Annotated in this window: 17 protein-coding genes; 13 read left to right on the top strand and 4 right to left on the bottom strand. The window is 69.5% G+C overall.

The features are described 5' to 3' along the window. The first annotated feature begins 67 nt into the window (after nt 1-67). The 8 genes from OG905_RS13000 to OG905_RS12965 all read left to right on the top strand — a co-directional run bounded on the left by OG905_RS13000 (nt 68) and on the right by OG905_RS12965 (nt 8,246). Nucleotides 68-1,843 carry an ABC transporter substrate-binding protein gene (locus tag OG905_RS13000; protein ID WP_328668125.1) on the top strand — a complete coding sequence of 592 codons (1,776 nt, stop codon included), beginning with the start codon at nt 68-70 and terminating at the stop codon, nt 1,841-1,843. A gap of 125 nt (nt 1,844-1,968) precedes the next feature. Next, nucleotides 1,969-2,967, top strand: coding sequence for an ABC transporter permease (locus OG905_RS12995; RefSeq protein ID WP_328668124.1), 999 nt, complete (start codon nt 1,969-1,971; stop codon nt 2,965-2,967). After that, nucleotides 2,964-4,061, top strand: coding sequence for an ABC transporter ATP-binding protein (locus tag OG905_RS12990; RefSeq protein ID WP_328668123.1), 1,098 nt, complete (start codon nt 2,964-2,966; stop codon nt 4,059-4,061). Before OG905_RS12995 ends, OG905_RS12990 begins: the two co-directional genes overlap by 4 nt. 65 nt (nt 4,062-4,126) lie before the next feature. Beyond that, complete coding sequence (locus tag OG905_RS12985; protein ID WP_328668122.1) at nt 4,127-5,440, top strand: ABC transporter ATP-binding protein; 1,314 nt, start codon at nt 4,127-4,129, stop codon at nt 5,438-5,440. Nucleotides 5,441-5,458: 18 nt separating this feature from the next. Continuing rightward, entirely contained in the window at nt 5,459-6,118 is a 660-nt protein-coding gene (locus OG905_RS12980) for a trimeric intracellular cation channel family protein (RefSeq protein ID WP_328668121.1), read from the top strand. Nucleotides 6,119-6,179: 61 nt separating this feature from the next. After that, entirely contained in the window at nt 6,180-7,025 is an 846-nt protein-coding gene (locus tag OG905_RS12975) for a thioesterase family protein (protein WP_328668120.1), read from the top strand. A gap of 55 nt (nt 7,026-7,080) precedes the next feature. Continuing rightward, entirely contained in the window at nt 7,081-7,398 is a 318-nt protein-coding gene (locus tag OG905_RS12970) for an ArsR/SmtB family transcription factor (RefSeq protein WP_328668119.1), read from the top strand. Next, nucleotides 7,395-8,246, top strand: a complete 852-nt coding sequence (locus OG905_RS12965; protein WP_328668118.1) for an SRPBCC family protein — start codon at nt 7,395-7,397, stop codon at nt 8,244-8,246. The genes OG905_RS12970 and OG905_RS12965 overlap by 4 nt, the downstream gene beginning before the upstream one ends. 71 nt (nt 8,247-8,317) lie before the next feature. Here the strand turns inward: OG905_RS12965 and OG905_RS12960 are convergent, their stop codons facing one another. Continuing rightward, nucleotides 8,318-8,887 (bottom strand): TIGR03086 family metal-binding protein, encoded by a 570-nt coding sequence (locus OG905_RS12960; RefSeq protein ID WP_328668117.1) that lies wholly within the window; start codon nt 8,885-8,887, stop codon nt 8,318-8,320. A 96-nt stretch (nt 8,888-8,983) separates the two neighbouring features. Between OG905_RS12960 and OG905_RS12955 the strand changes: the two genes are divergently transcribed. After that, a complete protein-coding gene (locus OG905_RS12955) occupies nt 8,984-9,973 on the top strand; it encodes a helix-turn-helix transcriptional regulator (RefSeq protein ID WP_328668116.1) in 990 nt (329 codons plus the stop codon). On the opposite strand, the gene OG905_RS12950 is transcribed toward OG905_RS12955, so the two are convergent. After that, on the bottom strand, nt 9,942-10,556 hold the full coding sequence (locus OG905_RS12950) for a TetR family transcriptional regulator (protein ID WP_328668115.1): 615 nt from the start codon (nt 10,554-10,556) through the stop codon (nt 9,942-9,944). The two genes, OG905_RS12955 and OG905_RS12950, sit on opposite strands and share 32 nt — an antisense overlap. 103 nt (nt 10,557-10,659) lie before the next feature. On the opposite strand from OG905_RS12950, the gene OG905_RS12945 reads away from it, so the two are divergent. The 3 genes from OG905_RS12945 (at nt 10,660) to OG905_RS12935 (ending at nt 12,491) form a co-directional block, all read left to right on the top strand. After that, the gene (locus OG905_RS12945; RefSeq protein ID WP_328668114.1) at nt 10,660-10,815 is read left to right on the top strand and encodes a hypothetical protein; all 156 of its coding nucleotides are present in this window, start codon (nt 10,660-10,662) and stop codon (nt 10,813-10,815) included. 21 nt (nt 10,816-10,836) lie between these two features. After that, nucleotides 10,837-11,193, top strand: coding sequence for a DUF4190 domain-containing protein (locus tag OG905_RS12940; protein ID WP_328668113.1), 357 nt, complete (start codon nt 10,837-10,839; stop codon nt 11,191-11,193). A gap of 134 nt (nt 11,194-11,327) precedes the next feature. After that, complete coding sequence (locus tag OG905_RS12935; protein ID WP_328668111.1) at nt 11,328-12,491, top strand: cysteine desulfurase family protein; 1,164 nt, start codon at nt 11,328-11,330, stop codon at nt 12,489-12,491. A gap of 93 nt (nt 12,492-12,584) precedes the next feature. Here the strand turns inward: OG905_RS12935 and OG905_RS12930 are convergent, their stop codons facing one another. Further along, entirely contained in the window at nt 12,585-13,298 is a 714-nt protein-coding gene (locus OG905_RS12930; protein WP_328668109.1) for an N-acetylmuramoyl-L-alanine amidase, read from the bottom strand. 61 nt (nt 13,299-13,359) lie between these two features. On the opposite strand from OG905_RS12930, the gene mnmA reads away from it, so the two are divergent. Next, nucleotides 13,360-14,490, top strand: coding sequence for a tRNA 2-thiouridine(34) synthase MnmA (gene mnmA / locus OG905_RS12925; RefSeq protein WP_328668108.1), 1,131 nt, complete (start codon nt 13,360-13,362; stop codon nt 14,488-14,490). A 63-nt stretch (nt 14,491-14,553) separates the two neighbouring features. Here mnmA and OG905_RS12920 read toward each other — a convergent pair whose 3' ends face one another. Then, a complete protein-coding gene (locus OG905_RS12920) occupies nt 14,554-14,883 on the bottom strand; it encodes a DUF427 domain-containing protein (RefSeq protein ID WP_328668107.1) in 330 nt (109 codons plus the stop codon). Nucleotides 14,884-14,943 lie beyond the last annotated feature (60 nt).

The raw sequence follows: 14,943 nt of genomic DNA, 5'->3' as shown, positions 1-14,943 counted from the left end.
GGTCAGGAGCATTACTCAAGAACCACTGCCCTCTAGGGCCGTGACTACTACGGAGGTTGCGAGCATCGTGACAACCAATCGCACGTCGAAGCGCAGGCTTGCCGCAGGCACGGCTGTCGTGCTCGCGGCCCTGCTGACAGCCACGGCATGTGGTGGCAAGGACGACAGCAAGGACGGCGCCGGCAAGGCGGCCGGCTTCAACGCCGGCATCGGCAAGGTGGCCAACGCGTCCTCGACGAAGGGCGGCACGCTGAAGTTCGTCGGCACGCAGGACGCCGACTCGTGGGACCCGCAGCGCGGTTACTACGGCTTCATGTGGGACTTCGCCCGCTACTACACCCGCCAGCTCGTCAGCTTCAAGCCGGAGGCGGGCCAGGCGAGCACCGAGCTCGTCCCGGACCTCGCGACCGCCAAGGGCGAGGTCTCGGACGGCGGCAAGACCTACAAGTACACCCTCAAGGACGGTGTCACGTGGGAGGACGGCTCGCCCGTCACCTCGCAGGACATCAAGTACGGCATCGAGCGCACCTGGGCCCAGGACGTCATCTCCGGCGGCCCGGTCTACCTGATGCAGGTCCTCGACCCGAAGTCCGAGTACAAGGGTCCCTACAAGGACAAGGCCGCCGACAAGCTCGGCCTGAAGGCCATCGAGACGCCGGACGCGAAGACCATCATCTTCAAGCTGCCGAAGCCGAACGGTGACTTCGAGCAGATGCTGGCCATGCCGGCCGCCACTCCGGTGAAGAAGGAGAAGGACACCGCCGCCAAGTACGGCCTGAAGCCCTTCTCCAACGGCCCGTACAAGATCGACTCGTACGCGCCGAACAAGTCGATGACGCTGTCGCGCAACACCAACTGGAAGCAGTCCACGGACACGATCCGCAAGGCGCTTCCGGACAAGATCACGGTCACCTTCATGACCAACGCGGACGACATGGACAAGCGCCTGCTCAAGGGCGACTTCGACATCGACATCAACGCGACGGGCATTGGCCAGGCCGCTCGTACCACTGCCCTGCGCGAGCACAAGGGCAACCTGGACAACGGCCAGACCGGCTTCATCCGCTACGCGGTCTTCCCGCAGACGGTCAAGCCGTTCGACAACATCGAGTGCCGCAAGGCGGTCATCTACGCCGCCGACCACAAGTCGCTCCAGACGGCGCGTGGTGGCCCGCAGGCCGGTGGCGACATCGCTCCGAACATGCTCCCCGCGGGCATCAAGGGCTCGGACCCCGCGTACGACCCGTACGAGGTTCTGAAGAACGACGGCAAGCCGAACGTCGAGAAGGCCAAGGCCTCGCTGAAGGCCTGTGGCCAGCCGAACGGCTTCAAGACCACCATCGCGGTGCGCAACAACAAGCCGGTCGAGGTCGCCACGGCCGTCTCGCTGCAGAACGCGCTGAAGCAGGTCGGTATCGACGCCCAGGTCGACCAGTTCGACGGCGCCCAGACGTCCGGCATCATCGGTTCGCCGAAGGTCGTCAAGGACAAGGGCTACGGCATCATCATCATGGGCTGGGGCGCGGACTTCCCGACCGGCCAGGGCTTCTCGCAGCCGCTGGTCGACGGCCGGTTCATCCTGCAGAGCGGTAACAACAACTTCTCCGAGCTGAACGACCCCGCGGTCAACAAGCTCTTCGACGACGCCATCGCCGAGACCGACCCGACCAAGGCCGGCGAGATCTACAAGCAGATGAACCAGAAGGTCTCCGAGGCCGCTGTCTACCTGCCCTTCGTCTACGACAAGACGATCACCTGGCGCAGCAGCCGACTGACCAACGCCTACACGGCCGACGCCTACAACGGCCGCTACGACTACGCCTCGCTCGGCGTCGTCAAGTAAAACCCCGTCAGTTCACGTTTCAGTGCCACACCCGCTAGGCACGAAGGGCAGGTGATGGCCGCGAACGGTGGCCCGGAGCCCTCTCCATAAGAGAGGGCTCCCGGGCCACCGTCGGGCCAAGCGCAGTGCTTGCATATCTCATCAGGCGAATCTTCGCCGTCGTCGTCATGCTGATGGTCATCACGCTGGTGACCTTCGGAATCTTCTTCCTCTTCCCCAAGATGATCGGGACGGACCCGGCGCTGTACTTCGTCGGCAAACAGTCCGATCCCGCGTCCATCGAGGGCATCCGGCAGAAGATGGGCCTGGACGACCCGATCCTGGTCCAGTTCGGGAAGTTCGTGATCGGCCTGGTGGCCGGGCGTACCTACGCCAACGGTGCCGACGTCACGCATTGCGCCGCACCTTGCTTCGGGTACTCGTTCAAGACCGAGCAGGAGGTCTGGCCGCTGCTGCTCGAGTGGCTGCCGGTCACCCTCTCGCTCGCCGCGGGCGCCGTCGTGCTCTGGGTGATCGGTGGTGTCTCCACCGGCATCATCTCCGCCCTCAAGCGCGGTACGCCCCTGGACCGTTCGGCGATGGGCATCGCCCTCGGCGGTGTCTCGCTGCCCATCTACTTCACCGGCATGCTCTCCCTGGCGCTCTTCTCCGACCAGCTGGGGTGGTTCGACCGGCCCGACGCGGCGTTCAGCGATGATCCCGCGGGCTGGTTCAACGGCATGGTTCTGCCGTGGGTCACTCTGGCCTTCCTCTACGCCGCGATGTACGCCCGGCTCACCCGGGCCACCATGCTGGAAGTCCTCAACGAGGACTACATCCGTACCGCCCGGGCCAAGGGCCTCACGGAACCCGTGGTGATCGGGAAGCACGCCATGCGCTCGACCATGACCCCGATCCTGACCGTCCTCGGTCTCGACCTCGGAGCCCTGGTCGGCGGCGCGGTCCTGACGGAGAGCACATTCTCCCTGCACGGCCTCGGCTACAACGCGGTGAAGGCAATCAGCGACCACGATCTGCCCGTGATTCTCGGGGTCACGCTCATCGCGGCCTTCTTCGTCGTCCTCGCCAATCTCGTCGTGGACCTCATGTACGCAGTGATCGACCCCCGAGTGAGGCTCTCATGACCGATCTGACGAAGACCGGCGCCGTCGGCGAACCCGTCTCCGCGGGCTCGGCCCCGTCCAACGCCTTCCTCGAAGTACGCGACCTCCAGGTGCACTTCCCGACCGACGACGGTCTGGTGAAGTCGGTCGACGGACTGTCCTTCACGCTGGAGAAGGGCAAGACCCTCGGCATCGTGGGCGAGTCGGGCTCCGGCAAGTCCGTGACCTCGCTCGGCATCATGGGCCTGCACCGCGTCGGTCAGTACGGCCGGCAGAAGGCTCACCTCTCCGGTGAGATCTGGCTGAACGGCAAGGAACTGCTGACCGCCGCCCCGGACGAGGTGCGTGAGCTGCGCGGCCGCGACATGGCGATGATCTTCCAGGATCCGCTGTCCGCGATGCATCCGTACTTCACCATCGGCAAGCAGATCAGCGAGGCGTACCTGGTCCACAACAAGGTGGACAAGAAGACCGCCATGAAGCGGGCCGTCGAACTGCTGGACCGGGTGGGCATCCCGGAGCCCCACAAGCGGGTGGAGAGCTACCCGCACGAGTTCTCCGGCGGTATGCGCCAGCGCGCCATGATCGCGATGGCACTGGTCAACAACCCCGAGCTGCTCATCGCGGACGAGCCGACCACCGCCCTGGACGTCACCGTCCAGGCGCAGATCCTCGACCTGATCCGGGATCTGCAGAAGGAGTTCGGCTCCGCGGTCATCATCATCACCCACGACCTGGGTGTCGTCGCCGAACTGGCCGACGACATCCTGGTGATGTACGGCGGCCGCTGCGTCGAGCGCGGGCCGGCCGAGAAGGTCTTCTACGAGCCGCAGCACCCCTACACCTGGGGCCTGCTGGGCTCGATGCCCCGCATCGACCGTGACCAGACCGAGCGCCTCATCCCGGTCAAGGGCTCCCCGCCCAGCCTGATCAACATCCCCAGTGGCTGTGCCTTCCACCCGCGCTGCCCGTACGCCGATGTGCCCAAGGGCGGGGTCACCCGCACCGAACGGCCCGAGCTGCGGGAGGTCGGCAGCCGGCACCACTCGGCCTGCCACATGTCGCAGGAGGACCGCACGCGGATCTGGACCGAAGAGATTGCGCCGAAGCTGTGAGTACTGCATCTTCCCGGGGGGCAACCCCCGGACCCCCGGCCGGAAAAGATCTTAAGGATTCCGAGATGACCATCCCGGAGCAGGCCACCTCCTCGCCCGAGCCGCTGCTCAAGGTCACCGGACTGGTCAAGCACTTCCCGATCACCAAGGGGCTGCTGCGCCGCCAGGCCGGTGCCGTCCAGGCTGTCGACGGCCTCAGCTTCGACGTACGTCCCGGTGAGACGCTCGGCGTCGTGGGCGAGTCCGGCTGCGGCAAGTCGACGATGGGCCGGCTCATCACCCGGCTGCTCGAACCGACCGGTGGCAAGATCGAGTTCGAGGGCAAGGACATCACGCACCTCGGCGTCGCGGGCATGCGCCCGATGCGCCGGGACGTCCAGATGATCTTCCAGGACCCGTACGGCTCCCTGAACCCGCGGCACACGGTCGGCTCGATCGTCAGCGCGCCGTTCAAGCTGCAGGGCGTGACACCCGAGGGCGGGATCAAGAAGGAGGTCCAGCGGCTGCTGGGCCTGGTCGGTCTCAACCCCGAGCACTACAACCGCTACCCGCACGAGTTCTCCGGCGGCCAGCGCCAGCGCATCGGTATCGCGCGGGCCCTCGCCCTGAAGCCGAAGCTGGTCGTGGCCGACGAGCCCGTCTCGGCGCTGGACGTGTCGATCCAGGCGCAGGTGGTGAACCTGCTGGACGACCTCCAGGACGAGTTGGGCCTCACGTACGTGATCATTGCCCACGACCTGTCGGTCATCCGGCACGTCTCGGACCGTATCGCGGTCATGTACCTCGGCAAGATCGTGGAGATGACGGACCGCAAGTCGCTGTACGAGGCGCCGATGCACCCGTACACGAAGGCCCTGCTCTCCGCGGTGCCGGTGCCGGACCCGAGGCGGCGCGGCACCAAGAGCGACCGCATCCTGCTCAAGGGCGACGTCCCCTCGCCGATCTCCCCGCCGTCGGGCTGCCGCTTCCACACGCGGTGCTGGAAGGCGACGGAGATCTGCAAGACGCAGGAGCCGCCGCTGCTGGCACTGAAGACGGGCCACCAGGTGGCCTGCCACCACCCGGAGAACGCGGAGGACCAGGCGCCGCAGGACGTGGTGCTGCTGTCGGCGGCGCGGGAGGCGATCGAGCTCGTCGAGGCGACGCCGAAGGCCGCGGAGGCGTCGGTGGACGCGGCGGCGGTCGTGGCCATTGCCAAGGTCGACGGTGACGCGGCGGACGCTGCCCACGTCGACGGCGGCGCTGCGGCCGACGAGGCGGAGGCTGTTTCTGCCGCGGACGCCGACGCTGCTCAGGGCGACGCCGACGACCTTGCGGAGGCCGCCGACGACAAGGGCAACCCCGCTCCCGGGGACTCGGGGGGCAGCGCCAAGGAGTAGACCCGGCACAATCGTCCGGTGCTCCTAGAACTGTTCACGCCCTCCGTCCAGCACGCGCTCGACCTCGCCGGGATCTTCGTATTCGCGATCTCCGGCGCACTGCTCGCCGTACGCAAGAACTTTGACGTCTTCGGCATCGCAGTGCTCGCAGAGGTCACCGCGCTGGGCGGAGGGCTTCTGCGTGACCTGATCATCGGGGCCGTCCCGCCGGCCGCCTTCACCGATACCGGGTACTTCCTCATGCCCCTCGTGGCGAGTGCCCTCGTCTTCTTCCTGCACCCGCAGGTGGAGCGCATCCAGGTCGGCGTGAACGTCTTCGACGCCGCCGGCCTCGGGCTGTTCTGCGTCACCGGCACCACCAAGGCGTACGAGTACGGCCTCGGCCTGACCTACTCGGCGGTCCTCGGTCTGGCCACCGCCGTCGGTGGCGGTGTGCTGCGCGACGTGCTGGCCAACGAGGTGCCCTCGCTGCTGCGCTGGGACCGCGATCTCTACGCCGTCCCGGCGATCGTCGGAGCGACCATGGTGGTGCTCTGCATCCAGTTCGACGTGCTCAACGCGGTCACCAGCGGACTGGCCGTGGTGACCGCGTTCGTCCTGCGTCTGCTCGCGATGCGTTTCCACTGGCGGGCACCACGCGCCTGGAACCGGCGCTCGTCCGCCGTCGAGGAAGGCTAGACCCGCGCGGTGCAACAGAAAAAAGCTACCGCTTAGTAATTGCCTGTTGTACGGTACTGCTATGGCACAGGCAGTTCAGGCATCCATCGGGGACAGCGAGTTCGACCGCGACACCGCCGTCACCCTGCGCGCACCGGGCGTCTACGACGCGGAGCTCTCGGCGGGCTGGACGATCATCCAAGCCGTCAACGGCGGCTACCTGCTGGCCCTGCTCGGCCGGGCGCTGGGCGACGCGTTGCCGCACCCCGACCCGTTCACCGTCTCGGCGCACTACCTGAGCGCGTCGCAGCCGGGACCCGCTGTGGTCCGCACCGAGACCGTACGCACCGGGCGCACGCTCTCGACCGGCCAGGCCTCGCTCTTCCAGTACGACGAGAACGGCGCCGAGGTCGAACGCATCCGTGTGCTGGCGACGTACGGCGATCTGGACGACCTGGCCGACGACGTACGGACGACGGCCGAGCCGCCCGCCATGCCGGCGCTTCAGGACTGCCTCGGGCCGTCCGACGGCCCCGCGGCGATCCCCGGAAGCTCGGCGATCACCGAGCGGCTGAACATCAAGCTCGACCCGGCGACCGTGGGCTGGGCTGTCGGTGCCCCCTCGGGCAAGGGTGAGATGCGCGGCTGGTTCTCGCTCGCGGACGGCCGCGACGCGGACCCGTTCTCGCTGCTGCTCACGGTCGACGCGCTGCCGCCGACGTCGTTCGAGCTGGGTCTGAAGGGCTGGACGCCGACGGTCGAACTCACCACACACATCCGCTGCCGCCCGGCGCCGGGACCGCTGCGGGTGTCGATCACGACGCGGAATCTGGCGGGCGGCTTCCTGGAAGAGGACGCGGAGGTGTGGGACAGCGCGGATCGCTTGGTCGCGCAGTCACGGCAGCTGGCGAAGGCGCCGCGCGGCTGAGGCGCAGACCCTGCATTCCCTTGTGGTTATATAACTCTCGGGATATGTTGGCGTCATGTCCATACCGTTCGACGTGCTCGCGGAGCCGAGCCGGCGCAAGATCCTCGATCTGCTGCTGGAGCGTCCGCATCTGGTCGGTGAGCTCACCGACCGGCTCGGCCTGAGCCAGCCCGGCACCTCCAAGCACCTGCGGGTGCTGCGGGAGGCCGGTCTGGTACGGGTCCGGCAGGACGCACAGCGCCGCTGGTACGAGCTGACGCCCGAGCCCCTCGCGGAACTCGACGCCTGGCTCGCGCACTACCGCCACCTGTGGTCCGGTCGCTTCGGCGCCCTCGAACGGCATCTCGACGCGATGGAGGACGACTCCTCATGAACCCGCACTCCGACACCCTCACGACGGCGGACGGGCGGACCGCACTGCGGATGGAACGCCGGCTGGCGCATCCGCCGCAGCGGGTCTGGGACGCGATCACCCAACCCGCCCACCTCGCCCAGTGGTTCCCCTCCGAGGTGACCGTCGACCTGCGGCCCGGCGGGACGGTGGGCTTCCTGTTCCCCGGCGACAGCGAACCGGCCATGACCGGCAAGGTCACCGACGCGCACGAGCCGCACGTCTTCGCCTTCACCTGGGGCGAGGACCATCTGCGCTGGGAGATCACCCCCGACGGCGAGGGCTCGCTGCTCACCCTCACCCACACCTTCGGCGACCGCTTCGGCGCCGCGAGCTTCGCCTCGGGCTGGCATGTGTGCATCACCGCGCTGGGTCAGCTGCTGGACGGCGAGAAGGCCGACGTCGCCCCCGACACCGGAGGCGAACTGCACGAGGCGTATCTCGCACAGTTCGACCTTGGCCGCGGCACGGTCGAGGACACCGCCGAGGGCCGCCGCCTCCGCATCGAACGCCAATTGGTGCGCCCGGCGGAGCAGGTCTGGGCCGAACTGACGGCGGGCGCGGAGCCGCGGAGGGGTGAGCCGGCGCCGGAGGGGTTCACGTCCTCCAAGACCCCGGCGGGCCCGGTCACCGAAACCCGCGCCCCTGAGCTGCTCGCCTACGCCACCCAGCCGGACGGCGAGGTCCGCTGGCACCTCACGAAGGGCACGGGCCACGGGCCGCGCCTGATCCTGACCCAGTCCGGTCCCCGGGACTTCGACGCGGAGGCGGCGCTGGGGGCGTGGCAATCCCGCGTGGAGGCGCTGGCGGCGCGGCTCCTGGAGACGTAGGGGGCGCCGCGCCCCCGGTTACGGGAAAGGGCGGGGTGGGGAACAGGCCCCGCGCACCCGCAGCGGCACCGTCACACCGTCCGCCCGAGCCACGCCGCCAACCTCCCATACGCATCCGCCCCCTCCGGCGCCTCCCGCACCACCCCGAACGGCACCCCCTCCACCCGCGCCTCCGCCGGGAGTACGTCACGAGCGATCGGCAGGATGATCTCGGCCAACTCCTCGTCCAGGGCCAGCGGGTGGCCCAGGGCCTGCGAGAGGTCCCAGGTGTGGGTGACCGTCTCCATCACATAGCCGCCGAGCGCCCCGGCTCCCGGCACCGCGCCCCACGGGACCGTGACCTCGCGGGCGAGCTTCGTGTCGTCCGCCCAAGCCGAGGTGAAGCGGGCGCGGGCTACCTCGTAGGCCGCGGGCCAGCCGTCGTCCGGGACGCCGTCGACGCGGGCCGGCAGGGAGAGGCCGTCGCCGCCCTCGCCGATGAGGGCGATCCGGTGGGTGGCTCCCACGACATGGGACAGCAGCGCGCGTACGTCGTACTCCGTACACGGCGTCGGATCTCCCAGCTGCTGGGGCGTCACCACCTTCAGCAGGCTCGCGAACTGCTCGGCCGCACGCTCGAACAGGGGGCGCGGATCGTTCATGGTGTCTGTCTCCTCATCATCGGTCTCGCTGACGAACCGCACTCTGCAGGGATAACCTGACATCCCCCGTCATGTTTTCCGGAGACCATCAAACCCGTGAAGTCCGACCGGCTGCTCTCGATCCTGCTGCTCCTCCAGACCCGTGGCCTCGTCCCGGCCGCCGAGCTGGCCGAGCGGCTCGAAGTCTCCGTGCGCACCATCTACCGCGACATCGAGGCGCTTTCCACCTCCGGCGTTCCCGTCTACGCCGAGCGCGGCCGCCACGGCGGTATCTCGCTGCTGCCCGGCTTCCGTACCGACGTCACCGGACTGACGGCCGACGAGTCCCGCGCTCTGTTCGTGCTGGCGGCCCAGGGTGCGCACGCCGCGCTCGGCCTCGACCATGCGCTCGGCTCGGCGCTGCGCAAGGTGATGGCCGCGCTGCCCGAACCGCACCGGCCCGCGGCCGAGTTGACGAGCCGGCGGATCCTGGTCGATCCCGCCCGCTGGATGAGGACGCCCCGGCCAGCCGTGTCCCTGGACGTACTGAACTCCGCCGTCTTCACCGACCTGCGGCTGCGGCTGCGCTACCGGCACAGCGGGACGACCGAGCCCCGGACGTACACCCTCGATCCGTACGGACTCGTCGTGAAGGCGGGTGTCTGGTATCTGGTCGCCGACCACCGGACCCGGCCCCGGCTGTTCCGCGCGGACCGGGTTGTCGCCGCCACGCTCACCGACGCGCCGGTGCGGCGGCGCGCGGGCCAGGAACTGGCGGACGTCTGGGAGGTGTTGCGCCGTCAGGTCGAGGACCGTCCCGCGGACGTACGCGTCACGGCGCGGGTGAGGGCCGATCACCTGGACCTGTTTCTCCGGATCCACGTGGGCCGGCTCGCCGCCGAGCCGGTCACGCAGGGGGAGTGGACGTATGTCGAACTCGCGCTCCCGGCCCTCATGGCGGCCCGCGCGCTGCTCACGTCCGGCGAGAGTGTGGAGGTGCTCTCGCCGCCCGAGGCCCGCGCGGAGCTGGCCCGCGCGGCCGCCGCGGTCGTCGAGTTGTACGGGGACGGTTCCGTCAGTCCAGCCAGTGACGGCGGCCGAGGCTGATCAGCCGCAGCTGACGGCGCGCCATCGAGGAGACCCGCTCCTCGCCTTCCGGCCCGGCCTCCAGGAAGGTGCAGGCCGTCATCACCATGTGGTCCACATACACGCCCGCGAGCATGGTCAGATCCGCCTCGCTCCACCCCGCAGTCTCCGGCTCCCGGGCGAACGCCGCCGCCACCTCGTCGCCGAACCGGCGCAGTTGAGCTCCGATCGCCTCGCGGACGGGCTGCACACCGCCGTGCCGTTCGCGAGCGATGAAGCGGACATGCCCGGGGGACGTACGCACCAGGTCGGCGATGAGCGCGACGGTGCGGTCGATCCGCAGGTCGTCGCCGTTCTCGGCCATTGCCTCGCCGATCGTGGCGTGCAGGCTGCCGAGCGCCTCCTCGACGAGCGCGACACCGAGATCGGCCATGTCCCGGAAGTGCCGGTAGAACGCGGTCGGCGCCACACCCACGGCCCGGGTCACCTCGCGCAGGCCGAGGCTGCTCAGGCTCTGCTCCTCCAGCAACTGCAGCGCGGCGTCCAGGAGGGCCTGACGGGTCTTCTGTTTCTGGGCCTGACGGATCCCGATGGTGTGACTCATGCCATTCAGTAAACAACCGTTCTCCGGAGAACGGAAGTGTAGACTCGGGAGTCAGTGAACAGTCGTACTCCCAAGTGTTCACCGGGAATTCGAAAGGAAGACGATGATCGCCCTCGTCGCAGCGCTTCTCCTCCTGGGAATCATGCTGGGCGCCGTGGCCCAACTTCCCCTCTCCGTAACCCTCGTGGCCTCCACCCTGATCGGTGCCTGGCTGCTCGTCTTCGCCGTGCGCGAACGCCGCGCACGCCACCACCACTGACCCGGAAGGAGCCGAACCGCCATGCAGCTCACCGCCACAGCACGCACCGCGCGCACCGCACGGACCGAGAGCACCCACGGGGATGCCGTCGTCCGGGAAACCGCCGGGCCCGACACCAAGCCCGACGCCCAGCCGATGGGCCGGCGCGACGCCGACGGTATGGCCGTCGCCGCCTTCGTCCTCGGCCTCGTCGGACTGCTCGCGATGAACATCGTGCTCGGCCCGATGGCCATCGTCCTGTCCGCCATCGCCCTCTGGCGGGGCACCGCACGCCGCGGCCGCGCCCTGCTGGGACTCGCCCTCGGCGTCGCCGACCTGGCCGTACTCGCCGTACTGGTCACCGTGAACGGCACCGTCGTCTGGGGCTTCGGGAGCTGACGCGGGCAGCCGCCGAAGCGGCACCGCAGCCGCGGAGAACGGCACCCGCAGCAGGAGGAAAAGGGCACCCGCACGCCCGTGCACCCCTGCGCCGCGTCCGCGCCCCCACAAGGCCTCGTAGAATCGGGGCCACCATGGCTTATCTCGACCACGCTGCGACCACCCCGATGCTGCCGGAGGCCGTCGAGGCGCTGACCGCGCAGCTCACCGTCACCGGCAACGCCTCCGCGCTGCACGCCGCCGGGCGCCGCGCCCGCCGCACGGTCGAGGAGGCCCGCGAGACCCTCGCCGACGCCCTCGGCGCGCGGCCCAGCGAGGTGGTCTTCACCTCCGGTGGCACCGAGGCCGACAACCTCGCCGTGAAGGGCCTGTACTGGCAGCGGCGCGACGCCGAACCGGCCAGGACCCGCGTCCTCGCCAGCCCCGTCGAGCACCATGCCGTCCTCGACGCCGTCGACTGGCTCGGCGAGCACGAGGGCGCGACCGTCGAGTACCTGCCGGTCGACGCGTACGGGCGGGTGCACCCCGAGGCCCTGCGCGAGGCCATCGAGCGCAACCCCGACGATGTCGCGCTCGCCACCGTGATGTGGGCCAACAACGAGATCGGCACCGTCATGCCGGTTGCCGAACTCTCAGCAGTGGCAAGCGAGTTCGACGTCCCGCTGCACGCCGACGCGGTCCAGGCCCTCGGCCAGCTCGACGTCGACTTCGCCGGGTCGGGCCTCGCCGCCATGACCGTCTCCGGACACAAGATCGGCGGCCCGTACGGCATCGGCGCGCTGCTGCTCGGCCGCGAGTACACCCCCGTCCCCGTCCTGCACGGCGGCGGCCAGGAACGCCATGTGCGCTCCGGCACCCTCGACGCCCCCGCGATCGCCTCCTTCGCCGTCGCGGGGCGCATCGCCGCCGAGCGCCACGAGGACTTCGCCCGCGAGATCGGCGCCCTGCGCGACGAACTGGTCGACGCCGTGCGTACGGCCGTCCCCGACGCGATCCTCGGCGGCGACCCGGACGACCGGCTGCCCGCCAACGCCCACTTCACCTTCCCGGGCTGCGAGGGCGACTCCCTGCTCCTGCTGCTCGACGCGCAGGGCATCGCGTGCTCCACCGGCTCCGCCTGCACGGCGGGCGTGGCTCAGCCCAGCCATGTCCTCCTGGCCACCGGCACCGACCCGGACCTGGCCCGCGGCACCCTGCGCTTCAGCCTCGGCCACACCTCCACCAAGGCCGACGTGAAGGCGGTCGCCGAGGCCATAGGCCCCGCGGTGGAACGGGCCCGTACGGCGGGGCTCAGCTAGGTCGTGTCTTCAAAGTCCCGTCTGCCTGGCGGGCGGACGACGCTACTTTGAAGACACTCCCTAGGCTCCGTCCGGCCGAGTCCGCGGTGGGGCTCAGCCAGTCCCCGACCTGGCCTCGGCGGACTTCGCGGCCTCCCGCGCCGTCGGTATCGCCTTGCGTACGAGCGCGAGATAGCGGTTCCAGTCCCAGTGCGGCCCCGGATCCGTGTGGTCCGTCCCCGGCACCTCGACGTGGCCGATGATGTGCTCCCGGTCGACCGGGATGTCGTACCGCGTGCATATCCCGGCCGTGAGCTGCGCGGACGCCTGGTACATCGCGTCCGTGAAATCGCCGGGGCGGTCCACGAAGCCTTCGTGTTCTATGCCGATGCTGCGTTCGTTGTACGAGCGGTTGCCCGCGTGGAAGGCCACATCCAGCTCGCGGATCATCTGGGCCACATGCCCGTCCTTGCGTACGACATAGTGCGCCGCGGCCCCGTGCCCCGGGTCCTTGAAGACCCTCAGCGCCGTCGGATAGCTGCCCTGGACGACATGGATGACCACCATGTCGATGCGGTAGTCGTCGGGCCGGTCCGCGAGCCGCCAGTTCGCCCGGGACGCAGCCGTCCATTCCGCGCCCGGGTGGTCGAGCTCACCCTCCTTGCGCGGTTTCGCCATCCCCGGCAGCCGCCACCAGGCACGCCGCAGCTCGTCCTTGGCGAGCACACCCGCGCCCACCAGCACGGCACCGCCCCCGATCAGCACGGCCCGCCGGCTGACGCCCCGCCCCTTGCCCTGCTCGCCGCCGGGCTTCGATTCGCTCCCCATGCGATGCCCAACGCATACTCGCGAGCGTTCGGTTCCCAGGTCCCCTTACCCTGGTAGAGCTATGACTCCTCAGACTCCCCAGCGCCCCCTCCGTGTGCTCGCCGCAATGTCGGGCGGCGTGGACTCCGCCGTCGCCGCCGCCCGGGCCGCCGAGGCCGGGCACGATGTCACCGGTGTGCACCTCGCTCTCTCAGCGAACCCGCAGTCCTTCCGTACGGGCGCGCGCGGCTGCTGCACCATCGAGGACTCCCGCGACGCCCGCCGCGCCGCCGACGTCATCGGCATCCCCTTCTACGTGTGGGATCTCGCCGAGCGCTTCCGCGAGGACGTGGTCGAGGACTTCATCGCGGAGTACGAGGCGGGCCGCACCCCCAACCCCTGTCTGCGCTGCAACGAGAAGATCAAGTTCGCGGCGCTGCTGGACAAGGCGCTCGCGCTCGGCTTCGACGCGGTGTGCACCGGCCACTACGCCACGGTCGTGACGGGCGAGGACGGCAGCCGCGAGCTGCACCGGGCCTCCGACATGGCCAAGGACCAGTCCTACGTCCTCGGCGTGCTCGACGAGCGGCAGCTGGCGCATGCGATGTTCCCGCTCGGGGACACCCTCACCACCAAGGGTGAGATCCGCGCCGAGGCCGAGCGCAGGGGCCTCGCCGTCGCCAAGAAGCCCGACAGCCACGACATCTGCTTCATCGCTGACGGCGACACCCAGGGCTTCCTCGCGAACCGCCTCGGCACGGCGGAGGGCGACATCGTCGACGCGTCGGGCACGAAGCTGGGCACGCACGACGGGGCCTTCGGCTTCACGATCGGCCAGCGCAAGGGCCTGCGCATCGGCCACCCGGCTCCCGACGGCAAGCCGCGCTACGTCCTGGACATCTCTCCGGTGAACAACACGGTGACGGTGGGCCCGGTCGAGGCCCTCGACGTCACGGCTCTCACGGCGATCAAGCCGCGCTGGTGCGGAGTGGCCCCGGCGGGCCCCGGAACGTACACCGCGCAGCTGCGCGCCCACGGCGGCGAGACGCCGGTGACCGCCGAGCTGGTCGGCGACGAGCTTCAGGTCTCCTTCACCGAGCCGGTGCGGGGCGTGGCTCCCGGGCAGGCGATCGTGCTGTACGACGGCACCCGCGTGGTCGGCTCGGCGACGATCGCGACCACCGAGCGGGCGGGGACCGCGTCGGTCGCGTAGATCCGGCCCGATCGACCGGATCTACGCGTTGACTCTTGGTGTCTCTTTGTGCACCCCCCGCGCTCAGGCCTCGACGACCTCGGTGTCGTAGAAGCAGAAGTGCCCCTTGATCTGCGCCACTTCGTCCTTGGGCTCGGGGTATCCCCACACCAGGTCCTGCGCGTCCGGCAGCGACCAGTAGGAGGCCGTTCCCTTGAAGGGGCAGTAGGTGTGCGTCTCGGAGGGCTTCAGCAGGTCCGTGCGTACGTCCTCCTCGGGGAGGTAGTAGCGCACGGGGCAGCCCGTCTCGCGCAGGACGAGCGGGCGCCTGCTCTCCGCGAGAACGTCGTCGCCGCGTGCCACGCGTACATGGACCGTGGTCTGCTCGATGGTGATCGTGTGTCCTTTGGCCATACCGGGGACAGCACCGGCCGGGCCGCACTTCTTCCCTGTTCCCGCAGTAGTGCGAGCATG

Origin of the sequence: Streptomyces sp. NBC_00322, from assembly GCF_036147535.1 — a bacterium.
Lineage (GTDB): Bacteria > Actinomycetota > Actinomycetes > Streptomycetales > Streptomycetaceae > Streptomyces.
Note: the sequence above shows the minus strand (reverse complement) of the source record. Positions and strands in the feature narration are given on the sequence as shown.

Excerpts from the sequence above, each read along its gene's own strand:
- OG905_RS12990 (WP_328668123.1), top strand. The coding sequence starts at position 2,964 with ATGACCGATCTGACGAAGACCGGCGCCGTCGGCGAACCCGTCTCCGCG.
- OG905_RS12985 (WP_328668122.1), top strand. The coding sequence starts at position 4,127 with ATGACCATCCCGGAGCAGGCCACCTCCTCGCCCGAGCCGCTGCTCAAG.
- OG905_RS12975 (WP_328668120.1), top strand. The coding sequence starts at position 6,180 with ATGGCACAGGCAGTTCAGGCATCCATCGGGGACAGCGAGTTCGACCGC.
- OG905_RS12970 (WP_328668119.1), top strand. The coding sequence starts at position 7,081 with ATGTCCATACCGTTCGACGTGCTCGCGGAGCCGAGCCGGCGCAAGATC.
- OG905_RS12965 (WP_328668118.1), top strand. The coding sequence starts at position 7,395 with ATGAACCCGCACTCCGACACCCTCACGACGGCGGACGGGCGGACCGCA.
- OG905_RS12960 (WP_328668117.1), bottom strand. The coding sequence starts at position 8,887 with ATGAACGATCCGCGCCCCCTGTTCGAGCGTGCGGCCGAGCAGTTCGCG.
- OG905_RS12950 (WP_328668115.1), bottom strand. The coding sequence starts at position 10,556 with ATGAGTCACACCATCGGGATCCGTCAGGCCCAGAAACAGAAGACCCGT.
- OG905_RS12945 (WP_328668114.1), top strand. The coding sequence starts at position 10,660 with ATGATCGCCCTCGTCGCAGCGCTTCTCCTCCTGGGAATCATGCTGGGC.
- OG905_RS12940 (WP_328668113.1), top strand. The coding sequence starts at position 10,837 with ATGCAGCTCACCGCCACAGCACGCACCGCGCGCACCGCACGGACCGAG.
- OG905_RS12935 (WP_328668111.1), top strand. The coding sequence starts at position 11,328 with ATGGCTTATCTCGACCACGCTGCGACCACCCCGATGCTGCCGGAGGCC.
- OG905_RS12930 (WP_328668109.1), bottom strand. The coding sequence starts at position 13,298 with ATGGGGAGCGAATCGAAGCCCGGCGGCGAGCAGGGCAAGGGGCGGGGC.
- mnmA (WP_328668108.1), top strand. The coding sequence starts at position 13,360 with ATGACTCCTCAGACTCCCCAGCGCCCCCTCCGTGTGCTCGCCGCAATG.
- OG905_RS12920 (WP_328668107.1), bottom strand. The coding sequence starts at position 14,883 with ATGGCCAAAGGACACACGATCACCATCGAGCAGACCACGGTCCATGTA.